Source organism: Rathayibacter sp. PhB127, assembly GCF_003751665.1.
GTDB lineage: Bacteria > Actinomycetota > Actinomycetes > Actinomycetales > Microbacteriaceae > Rathayibacter > Rathayibacter festucae.
Genome location: NZ_RKHW01000004.1, coordinates 374,755 through 396,160, shown reverse-complemented (window position 1 = coordinate 396,160; position 21,406 = coordinate 374,755). Strand labels below are relative to the sequence as shown.

Sequence of the window (21,406 nt, the reverse complement as noted above, 5' to 3'; positions counted from 1 at the left end):
CGCCGTCGCCTACCTCGCTCGGATCGAGCACTCTCGGAGGGCAAGCGCAGTCCACTCCTCCGGATCATCGGCACCTGCCTCTGCCGGTCGCACCCCATCAGAGTCGATCCTTCTCCGGCGCCGCGTACCGCCCGACTGTCCGCAGTCGTGACGGACGCTGTTACGACAGTCCGAGGCAGAAGGCCCAGCCTCTCAGCCCGATAGGCACGACCGGCAGTCGTGCACTCGATTCACCAGGACGTGCAGATGCCCGAGAGCGAAAGTCCGGAGAAGGTCGACCTGCTTCGAGGATGGTCCTCCCAAAGCCGTCTTCGTCACACGATATTCGCGATGATCGGCATCGCATTCTTCCTCGGGTGCATGTTCATCGCGCTCCTCGCCTTCTCCGGTACCGAGCGGGTGATCGTCATGTACCCCCTCGCAGGTCTCCTCTTGATGGGCGCATGGACGTTGATCGCATCCTTCGGTCTGCCGCCGAGGGCTGAGGATGAGGAACGAGCTGGTTACACCGCTCTCCGCATCGGCCGGCAGCACCTGCCCATGGTCGACGACAGAACCGGCATCGTGCTTCGAAAGGCAGGCGAGCCCTTGCTGGACGGGCGAACAGCGCGGCAGCGACGCAGAGAGGCTCGTCGGTCATCGTGACACCGTCTCCTCAGGGGCCGCCCCCTCCCCTCTTCCGTGTGCGGCTACTTCTGCTCGTGCTCGCGGTGGGCTTCGTCGCCGTTCAGGCGGTACTGGCCGCGTCCCGCGAGAACGGTCTCGTCATCACCAGCTGGATTCTCGGGCTGGTCGCGCTGGGCGGTGCAGCCGGTGCTGCGGCGACGAGGTCAGCCGCTCGGCGCGCTGAGGAACGACGTGCGCAGGCCGAAGCTCAGAACGCCACGCCAGCCTTCATCGTCGTTCACCATCCGGCCCTGCTCGGCTGCGTCAGGAGCAAGGACAGGAACTTCTCACTCGGCAGCTATCCCCTGGTGCTTGTGGAGAGCGACACTCTGAGCATCGTCGGCCCTGAAGTCCGTCGGTTGCCATTGCTTGAATGGCGGGACGTGGAAGCGGTGAGGATCATCGCGCTGTCGGAGCGATTCTTCGTTCGTCGTGCAGTCGAGATCCGCGTCAAGAGCGGTGTGATCGTGCTCGCCCCGTACGGCAGGAGGGGTTTCGTCGGTTTCCGCGCTCCTTCGGAGGACAAGTTCGCCGAGTTCCTCGATTCGTTGAACGTCGCCATTGCGCGTCGAGCAGGGTGACAGTCATGACCATCGAGTGATTGAGGATGGTGTGACGACGTGGAACGAGTGAGGGGTGCCGGCGAGCCGCTCCTCACCAGAGCGCAACGCAAGAAGAAGGAAGAGGAGGTCGCCCGTGTCAGATAGTTCAGCTGACAAGACCGGGTTGCTGAAGGAGCAACCGTCCCGCCAACACGAGGATTCCGGGACGGCTGCGGCAGGAAGGGTTTTGTCACAGCACTTCCAGGATGATGCGAGGCAAGTCTCGTGAGCGACATGACGCCTCCGCGAAACACCCTGTATTCCGAGCATCGCGTGATCGATGGAAAGCCTTTCTCCTGGTATCACCGCATGTCGAAGGGTGTCATCTACGGCATGATCGCCGCTAGCGCCATGACGGCGTTCGCCGGGATGATCTTCTGGAACGAAGCGCCCTGGGTCGGCCTGTCCTTCGGCACGGTCGCCGCCATCCTCTATGGGGTCCACGCGTGGTATCTGCACCCTCGGATGAGCGAGGTCTCCAAGCGCGAGAGGGAAGCCGGATATACCACGAGCCCGGTCGCCATACCCTGGTACCCCGAGGTAGATCATGCTTCCAAGCGGATCATCCGGTGCATCGGCGAACCGACGTTGGACATCAGCGCGAGGGTCGAGAGAGAACAAGAGGTATCACGCCTCTCCGCGCTTGACCGTGACTGATGGACAGGACGTTCCACCGCCCCGCCCCGCTCTTGCGATGCAGGCCTCGAGCGGTCATCTGCTGTCTCGGGTGAGGCCTCGGCAGTCGCCGACCGCCGCGCCCCCTCGGTGAGCGGGTTGCCATCGGTCTGCTGCAGTCGGCTCCTTCTCGGCGGACGGACGAGCTGCTGTGCACGAGCATGGTCGAAGACGGAGAACCGTCAGCAACTCCTGAGCACGGGCGAGGACGCCGCGGCCGTACGGATCAGCCGACGGCCGCCGTCGCCGCGCTCGTCTTCGCGGTGGTGGTGTAGCCCGTCTTCGTCCCGGTCACCTTCACGGTGATGGTCTTCCCCTTGTCAGCGGTGACGAGTTTGTACGTGCCTGTCGTCGCGCCGCTGATCAGGGAGCCCGACCGGTACCACTGGTAGGTCAGTGCGACAGGAGCCGGGCCCCAGGTGCCGGCGACGGCCGTCAGGGTGGAGCCGACCTTCTTCGTACCTGTGATGGTCGGGGTCGGGGCAGTGAGCGTGCCCTTGGCGACCACCTTCGCCGTGCTCGACTTCGTGACGCTCGTGTACCCCGTCTTGGATCCGGTGACCGTGACGCTCAGGCTCGCGCCGACGTCGGACGCGGTGGCCGTATACGTCGCTCCGGTGGCACCGGCGATCACGGTCGTACCGCGCTTCCACTGGTAGGCGTAGGTCACAGGGCTCGGGCCCCACGCGCCCGGAGCTGTAGTGAGCGTCTGACCGGCGGCCGCCGTTCCCGTGATGGTCGGCGTCGCCGACGTCAGCGTGCCGGCGGCGATCGCGGCCGTCGTGGCGCTGGTCTTGGTCGCGGGCGAGTAGCCCGGCTTCGTCGACGTCACGGAGACGGTGAGGGTCGCGCCGGCGTCACTTCCCTTGAGGACGTAGGTCTTCGCGGTCGCACCGGTGATGTACGCGCCGCCGTTCTTCTTCCATTGATAAGTGAGCGTCGTTCCCGCGTCCCAGGTGCCCGTTTCCGCGGTGAGCGTCGCGCCGACGGTCTTAGTTCCGGTGATGGTCGGGGTCGGCATCAGCGTCTGCAGCGCAGCTTTGACGGTGACCGCCGCGCTCGTCTTCGCCACACTCGCGTAGCCGGTCTTGGTGCCGGTCACGGAGACGGTCACCGCTGCGCCGGCGTCCGCCGCGACCAGGGTGTAGGTCGAGGCGGTGGCCCCGGTGATGGCAACGCCCGCGCGGTTCCACTGGTACGCGAGGGTGACGGGAGCGGGAGCCCACGTCCCCGCGACGGCGGTCAGCTGCTGCCCGACGGTCGCGGTCCCGGTGATCGTCGGGGTCGGACCGGTGATCGCGGCGACATTCGTGACGACCGCGGTGGTGGCACTGGTCTTCGTCGCCGGCGAGTAGCCCGTCTTGGTTCCCGTGACGGAGACGGTCAGCGTCGCGCCGGCGTCGGCGGGCTGGAGGACATACGTCTTCGCCGTCGCCCCGGAGATGTAAGTGCCGCCGTTCTTTTTCCACTGGTAGTTCAGGGTGACGCCGGCATCCCAGGTACCCGGGTTCGCGGTGAGCGTCGCACCCACAGTGGTGGTGCCGGAGATCGTCGGGGTGGGCATGAGGGTGAGAAGCGGCGCGGCGACGGTGACCGGGGCGCTCGTGGTCGTCGCGGAGACGTAGCCGGTGCGGCTGCCCGTGACCGAGACCGTGAGCTTGGTGCCCGCATCATCAGCCGTCGGCCGGTAGGTGGCGTAGTACGCGGAGTCGATGCGGGTGCCGTTGCGGAACCACTGGTACTGGTAGTAGCTGGCCTCGGGCGACCACGTCGGTGTCTCGACCGTCAGTTCTCCCCCGACCACTGCCGTGCCGGTGACGGTGGGAACCGAGGTCGCGAAGACTCCGGAGACGGCCGCGAGCTTCAACGTGTAGGCGCTGCCGCTCGAATGGCTGCTCGCGACCTGGATGAAGTACGTCCGGTTCGCCTCCGCTGTGAAGTGATCCAGAGCCGCTGCGCCGTTGTAGTCCGACTCGCCATTGGGCCGGGGGCAGGTCTCCACGTACGTAGGATTCGCGCCGTCGGAGCTGTAGACAATGAAGGCCTGCCCGCGCTCGCTCTGCCGCAGGTCGACCTGCACGTTCTGAGTGACCGGCGCGCGATAGCGATACCAGACACTGCCGCTCATCACTTCGATGCTCCTGCAGGAGTCGTATGGGCTGTACCAGTTCGAATCGACTTGAGCGTTCGAGGCCGAGATGGACGCGGGCAACGAGGTGATGGCCGTCGCGGAAGCGACGGTGGTCCCGGCGACAGGAGGGCTCGCGGTGATGCTCAGGTGGACGAGGTCACTCGGGGTGGCGGGGTCGAGATCTCCTGAGTACCAGCCGAAGGCGACACCGACCTGGAAGTAGTAGGTCTTCCCGGTCTCGACCTGCAGATAGTTGGTCTCGCGGAACTCGGTCTCCACGCAGGCGACGCGGTTGAGCTCTGCGAGCTCGCCGGTCGGGTAGGCATTGACCGCTGAGTAGTTGTCACCGACATAGCCCTGAAGGGTCAGCGTCTGCCGGGCCGTCGCGGTGTAGCGGAACCACACGGACTCAGTGACGTCGGAGTAGTAGTCGCTGTGGTCGGGGTCGGTCGTCCGGCAGGACGTCGGTTCGTTCGCCTCGAGCGTGGCGCCGTAGTAAGGAGCGCTGGAGGTGACGAACGGAAGGGCCGGGATCACGGTCGCCGTGGCCATGCTGTCGTTCGCCGGAGGGCCGGCGGCGACTCGAGCCTGAGGCGACTCCGAGTTGACCTTCGGGCCGGCTGGCGTCATGACGGGCGGGCGATCGTGCGGCGCCGGCTCGATGGACGAGTTGAGCGGGGCGGCCGTCTCGGACACCGCGCTCGGCGCGACGGCGACCATGCTGCCGACCAGAAGCGCCGAGAGGGCGAGGGAGAACAGGCGGGCAGAGCGAGGCATGACTGTCTCCGTGCATTCCAGGGGCGCTGCACAGCGCACCGCGCGGGAAGCATGGCAGTACATTCAGCCATTGCGGAGGTTGACTTCTGGAATTGAGTAGAACTACGCAGGCTCGCTCGAATCACGCACGGCCGGTTGATGCTAGCCCTCCCCCGCAAACCGAGACGGGCGACAGAGTCAGCGAATGCCTGCCGCGCATAGAGAACGAAGAATTCGACCCTCTTCGGCTCATCTCCCACGTGGGGCACCTGCCTGTCGCAGCTTCGGCTGACCTGGTAATTTTACCGTCGGTCGCGGAGCTAGTACGGCTTGCTTGAGCTCTCATTACTAGAACCTCGCGACGTGTCGATACCAGACGAGCGAGGAGGCACAGCCAGCATCGTACTGGCGAAGCCCCGCAAATTGGGCGATGCGGGTACGTCGTAAGATGCGTCAAACTGATAGCCCATCCACGAGCAAACGAGGACAACTCATGCAACACGTACTCATTACGGTTCCGGCTGACGACGCGTCAGATCTCGCTGCGTTGAAAGAGTCACTCGCGGCTCCAGGTACGACAATCGATTCAAAGCCTTTTGACGGCGTTTTAATGGTTCAGGTCTTGGTACCTATCACGCTTGGAACTATCCCAATATTGACTGCATGGATAAAGGCGCGATTCGAGCTTCGACGGACGCAAAGCGTTTCAGTAGACGGAATGGTATTCACCGGATACTCGCCAGACGAGATTGAACAGCTTGCAAAGCTTTTTAAGAATGAAGTGGACTAACAAGACAATTGATGATGCCAGAACGCCCCACGTTCGATATCGAGCTTCTGTTGCGTGCACAACGAGGCGCGATCAAGGTGGAGACCACTGATACGGGTAAATCCCACCACCACGTTAGCTACAAAGCGCTGGTTGAGGTGCTTCGTAATTACGGCATAGTGGACGCACCAGCACTCGCCATCGTGGATTCGACGCACGCACTAACGGAAATGGTCAATGTAGGTTCCAGCCACTGGCTCGTCTACGACCTACATCTCGACCGAATTCTAGCGCGGCTGAAAGCCGTTAGTGACGCCGACGCAACACTCCGGTCGGTCGACGCCGACCTCACAAGAATTTTTATTAGCCGTCTTCTCGTACACGGCCGCACGCGGCAAGCCTGGCTCGTTGCCGTCTTCCACCTTAATCGGCTTATCGACGATTTGGTAGACGCTGAAGATTCGGCAGCCAGCCACGAAACAATCCTGCGCGCGCAAGAAGTGTTCGTCCTCGCTCACGAGCTTATGCATTTTGTATTTGCAGAGCATCCCGAGAAGGCCTCGATGCTGACCAAGATGTACTTCATGCTATGCGAGGCCGAGGAATCGGACGTCGACGAGCGCCCCTCGATCTCAGTGGAAGAAATGGCTAATGCCCTTGCGGAAGATGTCAATCGCGAGTGGGTGCGACGAAATGGTCAAATTGACGAAGGGGTTCTCGCCGCAGGCAAAAAAGAACTCGTAGCACGATTACTCGAGGACGCGCCTAGTATTAGTCGCCACATGAGCCAAACGGCTCGGTGTAACATCGTCCTTTCCGAAGAAGTCGTTTGTGACGCGGGTGCCGCCATACTTACGGCGATGGTTGTCGGCGATGGGACGCCTGAGAGGACGCTGGAAGTCCTCTCGGCAGTATTTGACGCTAACCAAAAACTCCGGCTGATCGCGCATATGGATTCACAGATCACTGGTCATGAAACGAGAGTGACCGGGCTGCTTCATGCAAGTAATCGCGGCAGCCAGCTAAGACAGTTCTACCGAGCTCTCTATGAGAGCGGACTGACAAAGATTTTCTTCGGGTTCGAAACCAACGACGCTGTCTATGACGGCATGCTCGATCGCATCCGAACAATTAACGAAGGTTTCTACTCGAAACTCTTCGATCAACTTCTGACTGGTACTTTCTATACGCAGTTCGCAAGCTTTACAGACCCTCAGTCGACTCTTCTATCGAGAACGCCTGAATCAATTCATGACTGCCAATCTGTCGCCATTGACCTGATGCGTGCGGAAGAATGAATCGGCCATGTCGCGACTTGCCCCGCTTGCCGAAGGCAAGATTGAAACTTCGAACATCCAATGTAGACCGTTCACTCCCATCCCGACACAGAGTTCAGACTCTCCTACTCACGTCCAAGAGTTACCCATGAGGATCTATGCACTCACGCGACTTGTCCAACGCTGGGTGTATGACTTTGGAGGGCGCTGGAGCGCGAGTTGGCGGACGCTAAAGCCAGCAGCTAACGAGATGCGAGCGCGGTCGTCGGAGGCTCAGGAAACTGGGGGCAACCTGGCTTGCGATTTCCTCGGCTCGTTGGAGAACTTGGTCGAGCCCGATGGCGAGGTGTCCCATGTCGCCCGTTGAGCCGAAGGCGACGTTCGCTCACATCAGCGCGCACTTAGCTCCCCGGACTTCAGCCGGTCGCCCTACGCCTGCGCGGCCCGTCTTGAGCAGAAGTAAGACCGTCGCCCCGCCCTGGCGCTAATTGCCCGTCGCACCGCCGTATGCCATCGCTGCCTCATGGGAACATCACCGTGCTCGAGAATCCTGCCTTTCCTCCGGCCCTTATGCCCGCAGAATAGATCGCAATGAGCATGGAGGGCTTTGCCTGCAGTTCCCTATAAAAGATCTTCAGCGCCAAAAACGAAGAGGGTAAAATGTCGCGCGAGTCCGCGCAGCGACTCTTGACTTTCGCAGTCCTCTCGGCTTCTAATTTTCATCGGCCTGTCCGTCGTCGGAGCGTTCCTCGCGATTGCGACTCCGGTGCTCGCCGGGCAGGTGGTCGGCACCATCGTCGCTCGGGGAGCGTCCGGACGATGGTGCAGGTCGCCGTGGTCATCGCCGTCGTGGCCGTGACCGACGTCGGCGTGTCGCTAGTCACGCGCTAGTAGTCGGCGCGGATCGCGGTGGCGCCATTGTCGATCTCCGCACTCCCGTCTTCAACCACGCGGATCGCGTTCTTCACCCGCACCCGCACAGGCGCCCTCGCCAGCCGACTTAGCAACGACGTCTTTGGCGCACCAAGCCAGACCTTCAAGCTTGGTATATAGCTGGAGTCGTGCGGCGGATCACGACCGTCGGGCTCTTCTCCTCCGTGGGGCTGCAAATCATCGAACCCTCCGTCGTGGGCGCTCGTTCTCTCTGTCGCGGGGTCGATACTCGCCGGACAAACAGTCGACACCATCGTCGACCGGGTTGAAGCCCTCACGAAGTAGACGAGCGTCTTCAGGCTCACGGCCGCACGGCGCCCCCTATGCTCGAGCGGATGCACGAGCGGTGACCTCATCGGCGGCACCTGAGGAGTAGGCGATGCCCGACGGCGAGATCCGGTACGAGACCATGACGGTCACCACCGTTCGAGGACTTGAAAGCCGGTCGATCACCAAGTGGGAGAAGGAGGGTTGGGAGTTCCTCTCCCAACAGGAGCAGCCGATGCTCCGTACTAGCCTCACCTTCCGACGTGTGAAGCCGAAGCCGCCGTGGCTCCTCATCGGAGGAGCAGGCGGCGTCCTCGTGATCCTCGCGGCCGTCATCACCGTCATGAGCCTGATCACGGGGGACGACGAGGAGGTCGCAGCTCCTTCACCTGGGCCCACTTCGGCGGCGCCCGCACAGACCCCCACGTCAGCTCCGACGCAGGCGCCAGCGGCAGTACCGACCGAGGAACCCGCCGACGTCTCCACCTACAGCGGTGTGCCCTACGAGATCGTCTCGACGGACCGCGATCAGAGCAGTGCCGGTCTGACTCAGTACTGGGTCTTCGCAGAAGGACCCGAAGCGTCCACCCCAGCGGGCCGCGATCAGATCAAAGCGATCGTCAATGATGTCGCGCGCGCCGAGGGATCCAGCTCGCTCTTCGTCGAAGTCGTCAGCGACAGGGACATCGCACTCGCAGAGTCGCCTTCGACCTTCGAGGCCTTCATCGCGGAGCGCGGATCGGACTACTGGCAGAAGACGATTCCGCAGCTGGAGAAGACAGGATGGCTCGCGTCCTACGCCGGAGGCTTCGACTACGACACCGGAGAAGCGAGCGACTCGGCATTCGAGATCACCTGGCTGGTGGCGTCGGACGACCCTGACTTTGAGGCGTGGCAGGCGGTAGTGACGGGCTGAGCTCGACGCTGCAGAAAGCCTGCTGTCCTAGCCGGTCATGACGAGGCGGGGACCGGACGTCCTCAGCCTTCAGCGCCACCGGCCGACCTCACTCCGCCCTGGCCACCGAATTGCTCCAAGCCCCCCGCCGAAGCAAAACTCAGTCGCCCGCGAGCGACATCAACCCCGGATGCCGAACCAGCGCATCCTCGCCATGAGTCATCCTGACCGTCAGCACCGCCGCGGCCGGCACGTCGACGCCGCGGAGCATCAGCGGCTCGGCCGAATCGAACTGCGTGACGAGGGTCCAGGAGTCGACCTCGGGATAGACCGCCGTCATGGCGCTGTAGTGAAAGCTGAGCCAGCGGCCGCCGCTCACCTGGCAGACGAGCCGCTGATTCGACACGAGCAGGCGGACCTGCTGACGATCCCGCCGCTGGGCCTGCGCCTGAGCATGCGCGACCGAGGCGTTGACCGTATTGCTGACCGCGTTGGCGAGGAGGCCTGCCGCGACGAAAGCCGGTCGCCCCACGTAGAAGCCCGTCGTGCGGGTGTAGGAGACGTCCCGGCCGTAGTACCGGAAGTAGTCAGCCCGGGTGTCCAGGAAGAAGACCTCACCCGGTCCGGGGACGACGTCTCACACGCGGATGTCTGCGGGCAGCTGCCGCGCCAGCAGCATCGCTCGCAGGTCGACGGCGGCGCGCTGCCCGCGGTCCGACGCTTCCCGCGCGTCGATCGTCGCCTGCTCCGTCGCAGTGAAGCGCCCCTTCGCCCGCCGCGCGCGCCCGTGGACGATGACGGCCTGGACGATCGCCACGATCACGGCGGCGACCGGCACGAGGAACGCGGCAGCCAGCAGGGCGAGCTGCAGAAGCAAGGACTGCAGGTCCCCCTCGGCGGCCGAGAGCGATACGAGATACTGAGACCAGCCGAAGCCGACGAACGCCACGGGTGCTGCCACCAGCGGGACGATCCACCGCAGGTGCGACCGCTTGCGGTAAGGCCGCCCACCGAGCTGCTCCGCGACCACTCCCCCGCTGCCCAGCTGATCCGCACTCATCTGGCCAGTTCGCCGCGAATCCGCGATCCCGAGACGGGGCGTCGCTCGATCGAGGCGCACACTGCATCAGTCGCGCGAACCCCACGGAATCCGCCCCCCGCCCCGCCCCACCAAAGGACCCCACACACATGAGCATGGAAGGCGTCGCCTGGAGCTCGCTCTACCGGATCTCCTCCGCCCAGGGCGGCAAGCACGGCATCTCGCGCGAGTCCGTGCGCCGCATCATGACCTTCGCGGTCCCCTACCGCGCCCGCCTCCTCCTCTTCATCGGCCTGAGCGTCGTCGGCGCGTTCCTCGCCGTCGCGACGCCGGTGCTCGCCGGGCGGGTGGTCGACACGATCGTCGCCCGGGGTGCGGTCGGGACGATCGTGCAGCTCGCCGTGGTCATCGCCCTCGTGGCGGTGGCCGACGCCGGCGTCTCGCTCGTCACGCGCTGGTACTCGGCGCGGATCGGCGAGGGTGTCATCCTCGACCTCCGCACCGCCGTCTTCAACCACGTGCAGAAGATGCCGATCGCGTTCTTCACCCGCACCCGCACGGGCGCCCTGGTCAGCCGGCTCAACAACGACGTGATCGGCGCGCAGCAGGCCTTCAGCGGCACGCTCTCCGGCGTGGTCACGAACGTCGTCGCGCTGGTCCTCACCCTGATCGTCATGCTCAGCACGTCCTGGCTGGTCACCGTCCTCGCGGTGATCATGCTGCCGATCTTCCTCATCCCCGCGCGCCGGATGGGCAGCCGCCTCGCCGCCCTCCGCCGCGAGGCCGCCGACCACAACTCCGCGATGAGCACGCAGATGACCGAGCGCTTCTCGGCGCCCGGCGCCACCCTGGTCAAGCTGTTCGGCCGGCCCGACGAGGAGGCCGAGGAGTTCCGCGTCCGGGCCGCCCGCGTCCGCGACATCGGCGTCCGGACGGCGATGCTGCAGCTCGTCTTCGTCACCGCGCTGACCCTCGTCTCCGCGCTCGCCCTCGCGCTCGTCTACGGGCTCGGCGGTGTCCTCGCGCTCGGCGGCCAGCTCGACACCGGCGCGGTCGTCACCCTGGCCCTCCTCCTCACCCGCCTCTACGCGCCGCTGACCAGCCTCGCGAACGCGCGCGTCGAGATCATGAGCGCGGTCGTCAGCTTCGAGCGCGTCTTCGAGGTGCTCGACCTCCAGCCGCTCATCCAGGAGAAGCCCGACGCGGGCACGGTCCCCGAGGGCCCGGTGTCCGTCGAGTTCGACGACGTCCGCTTCGCCTACCCGTCCGCGGACAAGGTGTCGCTCGCCTCCCTCGAGGAGGTCGCCGTCCTCGACACCCGCGGCGGCGAGGAGGTGCTGCACGGCCTCTCCTTCCGGATCGAGCCGGGGCAGACCGTCGCGCTCGTCGGCACGTCCGGGGCCGGCAAGTCGACGATCGCGCAGCTGCTCTCGCGCCTCTACGACGTCGACAGCGGCGCGGTCCGCCTGGCCGGCACCGACGTCCGCGACGTCACCTTCGCCTCGATGCGGCACACCCTGGGCATGGTGACGCAGGACGGCCACCTCTTCCACGAGACGATCCTGTCCAACCTGCGCCTCGCCCGGCCGGAGTCGACCGACGACGAGGTGTGGGACGCCCTCCGCCGCGCGCGGCTCGAGCCGCTCATCCGCTCCCTGCCCGACCAGTTGGACACCCTCGTCGGCGAGCGCGGCTACCGCCTGTCCGGCGGCGAGCGCCAGCGGCTGACCATCGCGCGGCTCCTGCTCGCGCAGCCGCGCGTCGTCATCCTCGACGAGGCGACGGCGGCGCTCGACTCCACCTCGGAGGCCGCGGTGCAGGCGGCGCTTAGCGAGGCCCTCGAGGGCCGGACCGCGATGGTGATCGCCCACCGCCTCTCCACCATCCGCAGCGCCGACCTGATCCTCGTGATCGAGGACGGCACGATCGTCGAGCGCGGCACGCACGAGGAGCTCCTCGCCGCGGCCGGCCGCTACGAGGAGTTGCACCGCACCCAGTTCGCGGTGCAGAAGGACGTGGCGGCGGAGGAGGAGGCGGAGGCGCTCAGCGGGAGCTGAGTGCGGCGGGCTGCTCCGTCTCGCGCCAAGGGAGCGTCTTCATCCACCGAGAGCTGTATTTGTTTCCTCTGAAGTGAAACAATCGTCACATGTCGACCGCAGCAGCACTCAGCGCCCTTGCTGCCGTGTCGGCCGGGCAGTGGAGCCTGCTGACCACCGCTCAGGCGGCGGCAGCCGGCGTGAGCCGCGTGCAGCTCACCCGACTCACGCAGCAGAGCCATCTCGAGCGGCTCGTCCACGGCGTGTACCGGAACGCGGGAAGCGCGCCCGGAGAGTTCGACGAGCTCCGCGCCGCGTGGCTCAGCACCGACCCGGCGCGCACCGCAGCCGAGCGGCTCTCGTCGCGTGAACCCGGAGCGGTCGTCGTCGGGAGCACCGCGGCGTTCCTCCACGGCTTCGGAGATCTGCAACCCGACCCGTTCGAGTTCGCGACGCCCGTCCGCCGGCAGTCGCAGCGCCTCGACATCCGCTACCGGCACCGCCGACTGAGTCCCAAGGAGGTGACGGTCCGCGCCGGACTGCCGACGACGACCGTCGAACGCACGGTCGCCGACCTCCTCAGCGACCGGGAGGACGTCAGCCTGGTCGCGGGCGTCCTGGCCGATGCCATGCGGAGCTCCGCCGTCGACCTCGAGCTCCTCACGACGCTCCTCGGGCCCCTCGCCGCCCGTCACGGTCACCCGAGGAACGACGGCGCGAGCCTGCTCCAGCATCTCCTCGAGCTGGGAGACGTCGACGTCGCCAGCCAGCTGCGCCGCCTGAGCCGGAGCCCGGCCTGGCGAGAGAGCTCTTTCGTGGTGGAGCTCCAGCAGACGGTCTCGACCCTGCGGCAGGTCGAGGCGATCGACAAGCGGGACGCGGCCTCCGATGAGTGACACCACGGACGGATACCGAGACGGAACGGCGGCCGGAGCGGCCATCAGAGCGGCCGCGCAGCGATCTACTCAAGGGCGATCACCCTCGATCGACGCGCTGATCCGCCAGACCACCTTCGATCGGTTCCTCTGCCGCGTCTTCGCCGTCGACGACGGCGCCTTCGTTCTCAAGGGCGGAACGGGCATGCTCGCCCGCATGCCCCGCGGCCGATCCACCCGGGACATCGACCTCGCCGCCACCGATCAGGATCTCGAGACCGCCGTGGCCGAACTGATCGAGCGCACCTCCCTCGACCTCGGCGATCACTTCCGATTCGTCTTCACGACCCGGACCACGCAGATCGAGGGCGACAACCAGCCGTACACCAGCGGCTGCCGACTCGCCTTCGACTCCTACCTCGGCGTCACCCCGCGCGGGACCGTGAACATCGACCTCGCCGTCGGGTACGACCCCACTGCGCCTGCGGAACGCGTCGCCCCGTCGAGCCGGCTCACGCGACTCCGCTTCGTCAGCCACGACTACCTGCTGTACCCGCTCGCCGATCAGGTCAGCGACAAGGTCTGCGCCACGCTCCAGCTGTACGGAGAACGACAGCGCCCGTCCTCCCGTGAGAAGGACCTCGTCGACCTCACGCTGATCGCGTCCTCCCAACCTCTCGACGCCGCGCAGCTGCGAGTCGCGCTGGCCACCGAATTCCGTCGCCGCGGTCTCGAACCGATCGACGCGTTCACCGTCCCCTCGCACTGGGGCGCCGCCTACCGTCGACTGGCCGGGGCGACCGCGCTGTCGACGATCGCGCCCACCGTCGTCGACGCCGTCGCCGTCATGAGTCGTCTGCTCGATCCGATCCTGGGCGGGACCGTGACGTCCGGAACCTGGAGCCCCGCTCGGCGGATCTGGGACTGATGTCGCGTCGAAGCCGATTGAACGTCCAGTGACGAGTCCTTCCTCCGCCGCTCAGAACAGCCGCACCGCGTCCTCCGGTTCGTCCAGCCCGCGCACCAGCGTCGGGATCCGCTTCTTGAAGGCGAAGAATCCCCGCGACGCCGAGGGCCACGCGGTGCCGTCCCAGCGGCGGCGCACGGTGACGAGCGCGATCCCCTCCTGAGCGAGGGCGGAGCGGAGCGCGTCCAGCCGCTCCTGCACCGGGCCGACCGGCGCGTAGGGGACCACGACGGTGTCGAGCCGCTCGGACGCCGCCCAGTCGACGACCGTCGAGGGCAGCGCATCGGCCAGCACGCGCGCCGGCCGGCCGCCCTTGTCCGGTGTGCGCTCCGCGGCGTCGGCGATCGCCGCGGCGGTGAAGTCCTGCACCGCCTCGGAGACCGCGAACGGCGAGCGCTCCCCCGGGTCGGCGACGACCGCGGTCGCGATCAGCCGCTCCGCCAGTCCGGGCTGCTCGGCGAGGAGGCTCGCCGCATCGAGGTCCTCCTCGTGCAGCAGGAGGCCGGGGCGGGTGCCGATAGTGCCGGCGACGTCGTCCGGCTCGATCGGCGTCCGGGGCGGGAAGTGCTCCTCGCTCAGCGCGGGCGCCGAGGTGGCGAGCCCCTGCGGCGAGAAGCGGCCCTCGGTGTACTTCGCGATGTTGGAGGCGGTCGCGAGGTAGGTCTTGCCCGGGGTCTGCAGGCCGGCCACCCAGCGCCAGGACAGGGTGTTGGAGGCGGCGTCGCCGTCGAGCAGGTGCCGGTAGAAGAAGTCGGCGCCGAGCTGCCAGGGCAGGCCGAGGGTGAAGATCCAGATGCTCGCGAACCACATGCGCGTGTGATTGTGCAGGTACCCGGTGTCGACGAGCTCCTGCACCCAGGCGTCCATCGCGTCGATGCCGCTCCGGCCACCGATCGCGTCGGCGTAGCCGGACGGGAGGTGTCCCTCGGACTCGCGCACCTCGCGGCGGTAGCGGCGCCACACCTCCGGGTTCTGCTCGAGCCAGCCCTTCCAGTAGGTGCGCCAGAACACCTCCTGGACGAACTTCTCCGCGGCAGTGAGCGTGTGGCGGGCGAGGACGGCGGCGACGACCTCCCGCTCGGTGACGAGCCGGTGGCGGAGATACGGGGAGAGCCCGGACACGTTGCTCCGGGACGGTCCGTGGTCGTGATTGCGCTCGCGCGTGTAAGCGGAGCCGGCGCGCGCGACGAAGTCGTCGAGCGCCTCGAGACCGGCGGCTCGGGTCGGGATGAACATCCCGCCATCATGCGACGCGCTCCGGGGCGGGGGCTGACAGCGGCGGGACGTTTAACGCGCCGCCACGTCGTATCCACACCGGAGCCCGTTACACCTCCCGCCTGAGCTGAAATGCCCCCCCTTCAGGAGCGCTGAGCGCTCGGTCCCGCAATGTCCGGGCAGCGTATGGGGCCGATTGCGACAACGAACGAAGCGGTAGTCAGACCACGCTGGCCTCTACCCGAACCCGCACGAGCTGCAGCCCCGCATGAGGCGATCGGGGCGCGGCTTGGCAGGTAGAGCGTCCATCCGGCTCCATCTGGCCTGTGGCGCGGTCGAGGGCTGCCGTAACTACTAGCACTCGGCTGCTCAGCACCCGCGGCGCCTGCCAGCGCGCCGAGCGCCGGTAAGTCAGTCGTGCCTCGGCCTCGCGTGAAACACCCCCGCTCTCCACCTTCGCGTCGCATGCTCTGGGTGTAACCAGTCCGGAAAATTTTCGTCAATGGCGTGCGAGCAAATTGACGGAAGACACCTGATTGGCGGCTTCGCTCAGACGATGGAGGCACTCACCGACCTAGGGGGTCCCATGAACGACAGCAACTTCCAGTCCCGCAGAACGCTTCGCAACGCGAAGGCCCGGCATCGTCTGCCCTCGGGCAATACGTACCCGACGTGGGTACCCATCAGCTGGACCATCACCACCTCTCTCGTCGGAAGCGGAGCGCTCGGCGCTATCGTGCTGTATTTTTCCGGTGCGTGAAGTAAGGCTTCCCCGCTAGGATCCTCGCATGGCCCCAGCGGGACGTCCCATAACCCCCCTAGAACAACCGCGAAAACCCCTAGATCGATTCGCGTGGCTCATTCGAGCACTGCGCGCCAGCGCTGAAGATCCAGATATACGTTCCGCCGAGAAATTCGCGCTTCAACTTAACGGTCACCTTACTCGCTCCCTGACTTCGGCCTCGATCAATAAGTTAGAGCGCGGTACAGAGATGCGCTTTAGTGTCGACAAGGTCCGCGCATATGAGCGCGTTCTTGGTCTCGACTATCTATCTCTTGTCGACCTATTCATCTTTTCAAGCCGCGTCGCAGGTGGAAAGGTTGAATGGCAGCGTGAAACAAATGCTGACCTTGAGGTGCGATTCCACGACGGACTCATCGCACTTGGGGCGGGAGAGACTCTACCGCCCTCGGAGTTGCTCGCATTGGCAGTCATGGCTAACCGCGATCATCCTGAGGCACTGCGAGGCCGCGCTGGAGACCATATTGCGGAAGCAATTCTCGATTCATACGGCATCAGCTTCGAGCGGGACGAGCGACTTCTAGGGGAAGCATTAATTCAGCTCGGCGGCCGCGTGGTTCCCCTCATTCGAGAACGCGTCACAGCGTCCCCGATCCAGTACTTTAACGCCATCGAATCACTTGCGCACATAAATACCCCCGCATCATGGGAGACCTTGCTCGGATTTGCGAACTCCGACTACGACTCAATTCGCACGCAAACAATTGTACAACCGATCAGAAAGTGGCTGACCCGTAGGCCTGAACTAATGCTCAATGACCACAGGTCACTGGCGAAATTACAAGCGGACGCTCTGGCTAGTGTGATAGACCCAAATGATGCTTATACCTCGAGGGAGGAGAATCTACATCTTCTACGGCTGCTGAAGACAATAAAGACAAATACTCAAAGACATAAAGAAAGTGAAGTTAGGTTGGACATTGAGCAACTTGAGATGAAAGAGGTTGCACACACAAGAAATGACTTGCTCACCCACATCGACTCGAGCACCAACAATGCTTTGTCTCGGACACCCGGTTTGAGGGCAATTGTTGAAGATTCTCTTTATGTCACAGATCGAGTTGAGCGACTGAGTGTTGGAGCGCTTCTCGGCCTGACCACCGCGTTCGAACCTGTACTCAGAGTGACCGCAAAGACTCTACTCCAGGACCCAGACGCTGGCGTCCAGCGTTCGATTATTCGACTTATGGCAAAGGCCGGTTCGGCCGATGGACTACGTGAAATTTCAAATAACATGCATCGGCAACGTCCGAAAGACGAAGGCGTGCGACTTGCAGCAGCTTGGGCTTTAGGAATGAGCGATCGGCTTTCAGACCAGGAAACCTTAGAAACGCTCCGTGACAGCGGCGCTGCAACCACCCGGATCGTTGCCGAAATGTCTCTTCGCCGTCGCGGGTTTAGTCGAATCAGTGAAGAGCGTCCCGCAGGAGGTCCTCCGTATGATCCAGACGGCACAGCGCGTCAGGTTTGACCCAGTCCGTTAGGAGCGCATCATCTCCTTGACTGGCGACCCCAGACCATGAAAGCACTTCATACACGAGAACGACAAGATGAAATCTTGGGTCGAAGTATTCGCTAATCCCGTGGAATTTGAGGCGAGAGGCGACGATACCAGTCTCCTCCAACAGCTCCCTAGCCGCGGCGTCACTCGCCGTCTCTCCTGGCTCGATGCGGCCGCCGGGAAGGGACCATGCTCCCTTCCGTGGCTCCTTGCTCCTTTTGATAAGCAAGATATTGCCGTCGAGGTCTATACATTTCGCCGCACAGCAGAGCTGAAGCAGTGGCTTAGCGCCCAAAGCGTCGCTCCCTTTTCGCATAATCGCCAATCGCCTGTCGAAAGTCTTGCTCGTTGAAGTCAGGCCAGAGCGTCTTCGTGAAAATGATCTCGGCATAGGCTGCTTGCCATAAAAGAAAACCAGACGTCCGATGCTCACCGGAGGTTCGGATCAAGAGATCGACCTCGGGGATACTCGACGCACGATAATATTCCTCAAGTGAGTCAAATTCACCGCTACTAACAAGGTTGGCAGCACGTTCAAGTTCATGGTGCGCGTTATAATTAACCGCGAAGCCCACCGTAATGGCTGGTGATGCTGGCTGATGCGCGGCCTGGTCCAAATGATCGCGAGGTTCAAATGGCATCATGCCGTCGCCGAACACAATGGCGCGCGCTCGAACGGCGGTTAGTGTCTGAACGACGTCCTCAGTCCATAGCCACGAACGTAGTTTGCGAAGGGCAGTCACTTCTCTTTCTGGCCGCAGAAGGTTTGAGTCGGACAAGCAGAAGAACGTCAGGTTCGGCACCTTATGCGCTACCGCTGAGCGAATTGCATTAATCATCGCTGGAGCTGTGTGGAGGTGAGCCCGCTCAGGCGGTACGTTGTGACTTTTAGCCCAACGTCGATTCCCATCCATGATTATAGCGATATGTGAGGGTTGCGAGTTGATAGCAGGAGCCCCTGATGCGGATGACATGTTCTCCTGCCCCTAACTAATTAGGTAAAAATTAACCGGAGGTCGAAAGTGCAAATCTCCTCGACCAAGCGTTACTTAGCATGCCTGAACAGCTACCGTGTCACAACTCTCGATTCGGTGAGTTGCCGCCGCCGCCGCATCAAGCGTTGAGCGCTGGCCGAACGCCGATTGGACTGGTCTCAAGCATCTTCACTACCCCAACCCCCACTCGCATCCTATCGACATCCGGTAATCGAGCATATTTCGACTTGGGCGCCTCGCTCGATACATGTCCGCGTCAGACCCGGCCCACCCGGATCTTCCTGGATCTCCGAGTCTTAAAGTATCCGAGGCTCCGCGACGTCGCTACCGCGGTCACATTAAGTGGTATCGATCGAGCCCCAAGTGAGGCTCGATTCTCAGCTCGACGATGGCTGCAACCCTGGCGGTGAATCGGCGCGCAGTCGACCAAGATCTCCGAGCCACTTTCGCAGCTTGCGTCGAGCTCCTGGAGCGCTCCTTCGACGTATAGCCCTTCGACCTGACCGGCGTGGAATTCCATGCCGCAGTCAAACCCACGAATCGAACAGCGCACGAGACATGGAATCGCGAGAAGCGACGCCTGCTCGGCGAGGCGATATCGGCACTTATATCCGAATGAGTCGGATCGGGCGGCGGCCCGAATCTCGAATTGTCGGTCGGCCGCTACTAATCAACGGCTTGGAATTCGAGCCTGCGGTGCTCGACGAGGTCATGGGGTATAACGCAGATGAGTTGTACGTCATGCTAAGCCGCACCTCGATCTCTTTGACCGTCGTGGCTGATGTAACGACGCTCGCGCCGCGAAGGCCGGTCCGCATCAACATGTGAGCCCCGCGAAGGATCATCATCGCCCGCCGTGTCTCCACAACCCCAACCGGTATAGCCCCTATAAACTGATGCTTTGTCATGTTCAGTGTTAATTTTTTTCGCTTCGGTTGAGCGCAGGGCCTCCTGGACTCCTACGATTGGACCGTGTCCCCGCGTTCGACGTCCTCGCCCGAAGGTCTTCCGTCGGTCTTCATCGGTTCGTCCTCCGAGGGAATTACCATCGCGCACTACCTTCAGTCCGCCTTGCACGGACACGGAGCTTGCGAGGCAACAATCTGGGCTCAAGGCGTCTTTGAGATCTCCCAGTTCACTCTCGAGTCTCTCGCTAACGCTGCGCGCCGGTCAGACTTCGCAGTACTGGTCGCCACCGCCGACGACAAGGCCGATGTTCGGGGTCAGTCACGCTCAGTAGCCCGGGATAACGTGATCTTCGAACTGGGGCTGTTCATCGGCGTCTTGGGGCGCGAACGCACTTACATTGTCGTCGATCGCGACGATGATCTCCAGTTGCCAAGCGACCTAGCGGGCCTGACGTACCTCCCCTATCGGCGGAATGACGACAACCCTCGTGTCGCCGTCGCGGAGGCGGCGCTTCAGATCACCGAGGTCGTCCGTAGACGTGGCCGTCGGGAACTCCTTCCCCCAGCGGGGCCGTCGAAAGCCCGTACCGAAACCGAATCTCTCGAGCGGGAAATTGAACGAATTTGCGTGTCAGCAAGGGCGCAGGGCTGGCGGGTGAAGACGAACAGCGAGACGACACTGCGACTGCAAGACCGTCGTGGAAATAAGTTCACTCTGTCGCGAACCGATGCCATCGAGACTCGGGCTGCGTTGCGTCCGTATGTCGCCGAATTGCGCGCTCGCGGTTTGCGAGTGAACCAGAGCGTCCGCAGGCAACCATCCGCAAGCGGTACTGCGCTGTAGTTGTGGTTCTCCCGCAGGCATGGGGCCCGCGGGAGAACCGCGCTCCAACTCAGCTACTACTGAGAACCCCGAAGGACGCCGCGCTTCGATCAACGTGTGGGGATCTTCGAGATCCGAGTGCCACTTCGGGTTCCACCCGCAAATGACGTCCGGCCCCTGGCCATCCTGTTACTCCGATCCCTCGAACCACCGACCCATCGATGACTAGATCGTACCCACTAGGTCGGTCTCTCGGCCCGCAACGGTGACATCCGGCCGGCGCCCGGTATAGGTCCTGACGGTGCACGACACCGCCAGAACTACAGTGCGCTCCGCAGGCGAAGACCCGGGACGCGCAAACGGTCGTCGTCGACGGCCCCTCGGGCGACATGATCGAGTCCGGGACCGGTCTGGACATGGAAGCGCTCGGCGTCGAGGGGGAGTACGTCGACTAGCGGCACTCAGACCCTCAGCCAGCGATCAAGCAGTCGACAGAAGCACGCCCGAGTCAGAACACCCTGACCCTGAATCGCTCTGAGGCGCAGATGAGGTGCTCGTCCGTGGCGAGGATGTCCTCGCCGCTGAGGCTCCTCAGACCGGTGCTCCACTCGTCCTCGTCGCCGGGGAGCCAGACGGCTCGGCACCAGCCGCCGCCCCACTTGCTGCCGAAGCGGATCCCCCGGGGGACGGACCCGTCGTCGACGGTGATGCGGCGGAGGCTCAGGGCGATGGCCGTCGTCACGATGCGGTCGTCACCGCGAAGGACCGCGGTCGTCAGAGCCCGGATGCCGTGGCGGGCGAGTACCCCCTCGACACGAGGCTCGATCGCGGCGATCGAATCAGGATGCTCGACGTCGATCCAGGTGCCGCTTCCTGCCGTCTCGACCCGGAACATCCTGCGCTCGGTCCGCCACTGACGCGGGACGGCGCCGATGCCCATGCACGACGATTCCTGCCACTCCGCCGCCGCGATCTCGAGGAACTCCTCACGAGTGAGACCGAGGGCCGCGGCGTCCTTCTCGACAGGGTCGGCCGCGCCGAGTCGGCGCTTGAACACCGACAGCACCTCCGCGAAAGCGGTCTCCTCGTCACTGGCGAGGTACAGAGTCCGGCCGTACGAGTCGTAGCGGCCCCACCGCCGACGTGCGGAGCGACCGGTGCGCAGAGGCGCGGAGAGCGGGCCGTACTTCGGCTTCGCGACGCGGAACGTCTGCTCGCCGGCGTCAGGGAGCAGACGCAGACCGGTCTCTGAGCAGGTTCGCGCTGTCGACACG

The 21,406-nt window shown here is 64.1% G+C and carries 19 protein-coding genes; 11 read left to right on the top strand and 8 right to left on the bottom strand.

Annotated elements, in window-relative coordinates:
* The first annotated feature begins 246 nt into the window (after positions 1–246).
* The 3 genes from EDF22_RS18220 (at position 247) to EDF22_RS18210 (ending at position 1,925) form a co-directional block, all read left to right on the top strand.
* Positions 247–645: a hypothetical protein gene (locus EDF22_RS18220; protein WP_148059238.1), complete on the top strand. Its 399-nt coding sequence runs from the start codon at positions 247–249 to the stop codon at positions 643–645.
* A gap of 56 nt (positions 646–701) precedes the next feature.
* Positions 702–1,247, top strand: coding sequence for a hypothetical protein (locus EDF22_RS18215; protein ID WP_123706225.1), 546 nt, complete (start codon positions 702–704; stop codon positions 1,245–1,247).
* A 246-nt stretch (positions 1,248–1,493) separates the two neighbouring features.
* Positions 1,494–1,925 carry an ECF transporter S component gene (locus EDF22_RS18210; RefSeq protein WP_148059237.1) on the top strand — a complete coding sequence of 144 codons (432 nt, stop codon included), beginning with the start codon at positions 1,494–1,496 and terminating at the stop codon, positions 1,923–1,925.
* A gap of 244 nt (positions 1,926–2,169) precedes the next feature.
* Here EDF22_RS18210 and EDF22_RS18205 read toward each other — a convergent pair whose 3' ends face one another.
* On the bottom strand, positions 2,170–4,851 hold the full coding sequence (locus EDF22_RS18205; protein ID WP_123706223.1) for a hypothetical protein: 2,682 nt from the start codon (positions 4,849–4,851) through the stop codon (positions 2,170–2,172).
* A gap of 783 nt (positions 4,852–5,634) precedes the next feature.
* On the opposite strand from EDF22_RS18205, the gene EDF22_RS20565 reads away from it, so the two are divergent.
* The gene (locus EDF22_RS20565; RefSeq protein WP_148059236.1) at positions 5,635–6,897 is read left to right on the top strand and encodes a hypothetical protein; all 1,263 of its coding nucleotides are present in this window, start codon (positions 5,635–5,637) and stop codon (positions 6,895–6,897) included.
* A gap of 866 nt (positions 6,898–7,763) precedes the next feature.
* Here EDF22_RS20565 and EDF22_RS20560 read toward each other — a convergent pair.
* Positions 7,764–8,114 (bottom strand): hypothetical protein, encoded by a 351-nt coding sequence (locus EDF22_RS20560; RefSeq protein WP_148059235.1) that lies wholly within the window; start codon positions 8,112–8,114, stop codon positions 7,764–7,766.
* A 74-nt stretch (positions 8,115–8,188) separates the two neighbouring features.
* On the opposite strand from EDF22_RS20560, the gene EDF22_RS18195 reads away from it, so the two are divergent.
* Positions 8,189–8,992, top strand: a complete 804-nt coding sequence (locus tag EDF22_RS18195) for a hypothetical protein (protein WP_123706221.1) — start codon at positions 8,189–8,191, stop codon at positions 8,990–8,992.
* 139 nt (positions 8,993–9,131) lie between these two features.
* Here EDF22_RS18195 and EDF22_RS18190 read toward each other — a convergent pair whose 3' ends face one another.
* A complete protein-coding gene (locus EDF22_RS18190; protein ID WP_123706220.1) occupies positions 9,132–9,503 on the bottom strand; it encodes a hypothetical protein in 372 nt (123 codons plus the stop codon).
* Positions 9,504–9,608: 105 nt separating this feature from the next.
* A complete protein-coding gene (locus tag EDF22_RS18185) occupies positions 9,609–10,001 on the bottom strand; it encodes a hypothetical protein (RefSeq protein ID WP_148059234.1) in 393 nt (130 codons plus the stop codon).
* Between the two features lie 158 nt (positions 10,002–10,159).
* On the opposite strand from EDF22_RS18185, the gene EDF22_RS18180 reads away from it, so the two are divergent.
* The 3 genes from EDF22_RS18180 to EDF22_RS18170 all read left to right on the top strand — a co-directional run bounded on the left by EDF22_RS18180 (position 10,160) and on the right by EDF22_RS18170 (position 13,849).
* Positions 10,160–12,067, top strand: a complete 1,908-nt coding sequence (locus tag EDF22_RS18180; RefSeq protein WP_123706218.1) for an ABC transporter ATP-binding protein — start codon at positions 10,160–10,162, stop codon at positions 12,065–12,067.
* An 89-nt stretch (positions 12,068–12,156) separates the two neighbouring features.
* Positions 12,157–12,942 (top strand): type IV toxin-antitoxin system AbiEi family antitoxin domain-containing protein, encoded by a 786-nt coding sequence (locus tag EDF22_RS18175; RefSeq protein WP_123706217.1) that lies wholly within the window; start codon positions 12,157–12,159, stop codon positions 12,940–12,942.
* Positions 12,935–13,849, top strand: a complete 915-nt coding sequence (locus EDF22_RS18170; RefSeq protein ID WP_123706216.1) for a nucleotidyl transferase AbiEii/AbiGii toxin family protein — start codon at positions 12,935–12,937, stop codon at positions 13,847–13,849. Before EDF22_RS18175 ends, EDF22_RS18170 begins: the two co-directional genes overlap by 8 nt.
* A 51-nt stretch (positions 13,850–13,900) precedes the next feature.
* Here EDF22_RS18170 and EDF22_RS18165 read toward each other — a convergent pair whose 3' ends face one another.
* Entirely contained in the window at positions 13,901–15,124 is a 1,224-nt protein-coding gene (locus EDF22_RS18165) for an FAD-binding domain-containing protein (protein WP_123706215.1), read from the bottom strand.
* Positions 15,125–15,689: 565 nt separating this feature from the next.
* Between EDF22_RS18165 and EDF22_RS20990 the strand changes: the two genes are divergently transcribed.
* On the top strand, positions 15,690–15,863 hold the full coding sequence (locus EDF22_RS20990) for a hypothetical protein (RefSeq protein WP_185039112.1): 174 nt from the start codon (positions 15,690–15,692) through the stop codon (positions 15,861–15,863).
* A 28-nt stretch (positions 15,864–15,891) separates the two neighbouring features.
* A complete protein-coding gene (locus tag EDF22_RS20555) occupies positions 15,892–17,376 on the top strand; it encodes a HEAT repeat domain-containing protein (RefSeq protein WP_148059233.1) in 1,485 nt (494 codons plus the stop codon).
* Here EDF22_RS20555 and EDF22_RS18155 read toward each other — a convergent pair.
* Together EDF22_RS18155 and uppS are read right to left on the bottom strand one after the other, a co-directional pair.
* Positions 17,312–17,722, bottom strand: a complete 411-nt coding sequence (locus EDF22_RS18155; protein ID WP_123706213.1) for an NUDIX hydrolase — start codon at positions 17,720–17,722, stop codon at positions 17,312–17,314. The two genes, EDF22_RS20555 and EDF22_RS18155, sit on opposite strands and share 65 nt — an antisense overlap.
* Positions 17,691–18,380 carry a polyprenyl diphosphate synthase gene (gene uppS, locus EDF22_RS18150; protein ID WP_123706212.1) on the bottom strand — a complete coding sequence of 230 codons (690 nt, stop codon included), beginning with the start codon at positions 18,378–18,380 and terminating at the stop codon, positions 17,691–17,693. Before uppS ends, EDF22_RS18155 begins: the two co-directional genes overlap by 32 nt.
* A 993-nt stretch (positions 18,381–19,373) precedes the next feature.
* Between uppS and EDF22_RS18145 the strand changes: the two genes are divergently transcribed.
* A complete protein-coding gene (locus EDF22_RS18145) occupies positions 19,374–20,153 on the top strand; it encodes a nucleotide-binding protein (RefSeq protein ID WP_185039106.1) in 780 nt (259 codons plus the stop codon).
* A gap of 487 nt (positions 20,154–20,640) precedes the next feature.
* Here the strand turns inward: EDF22_RS18145 and EDF22_RS18140 are convergent, their stop codons facing one another.
* Entirely contained in the window at positions 20,641–21,405 is a 765-nt protein-coding gene (locus EDF22_RS18140; RefSeq protein ID WP_185039103.1) for an RES domain-containing protein, read from the bottom strand.
* Position 21,406 lies beyond the last annotated feature (1 nt).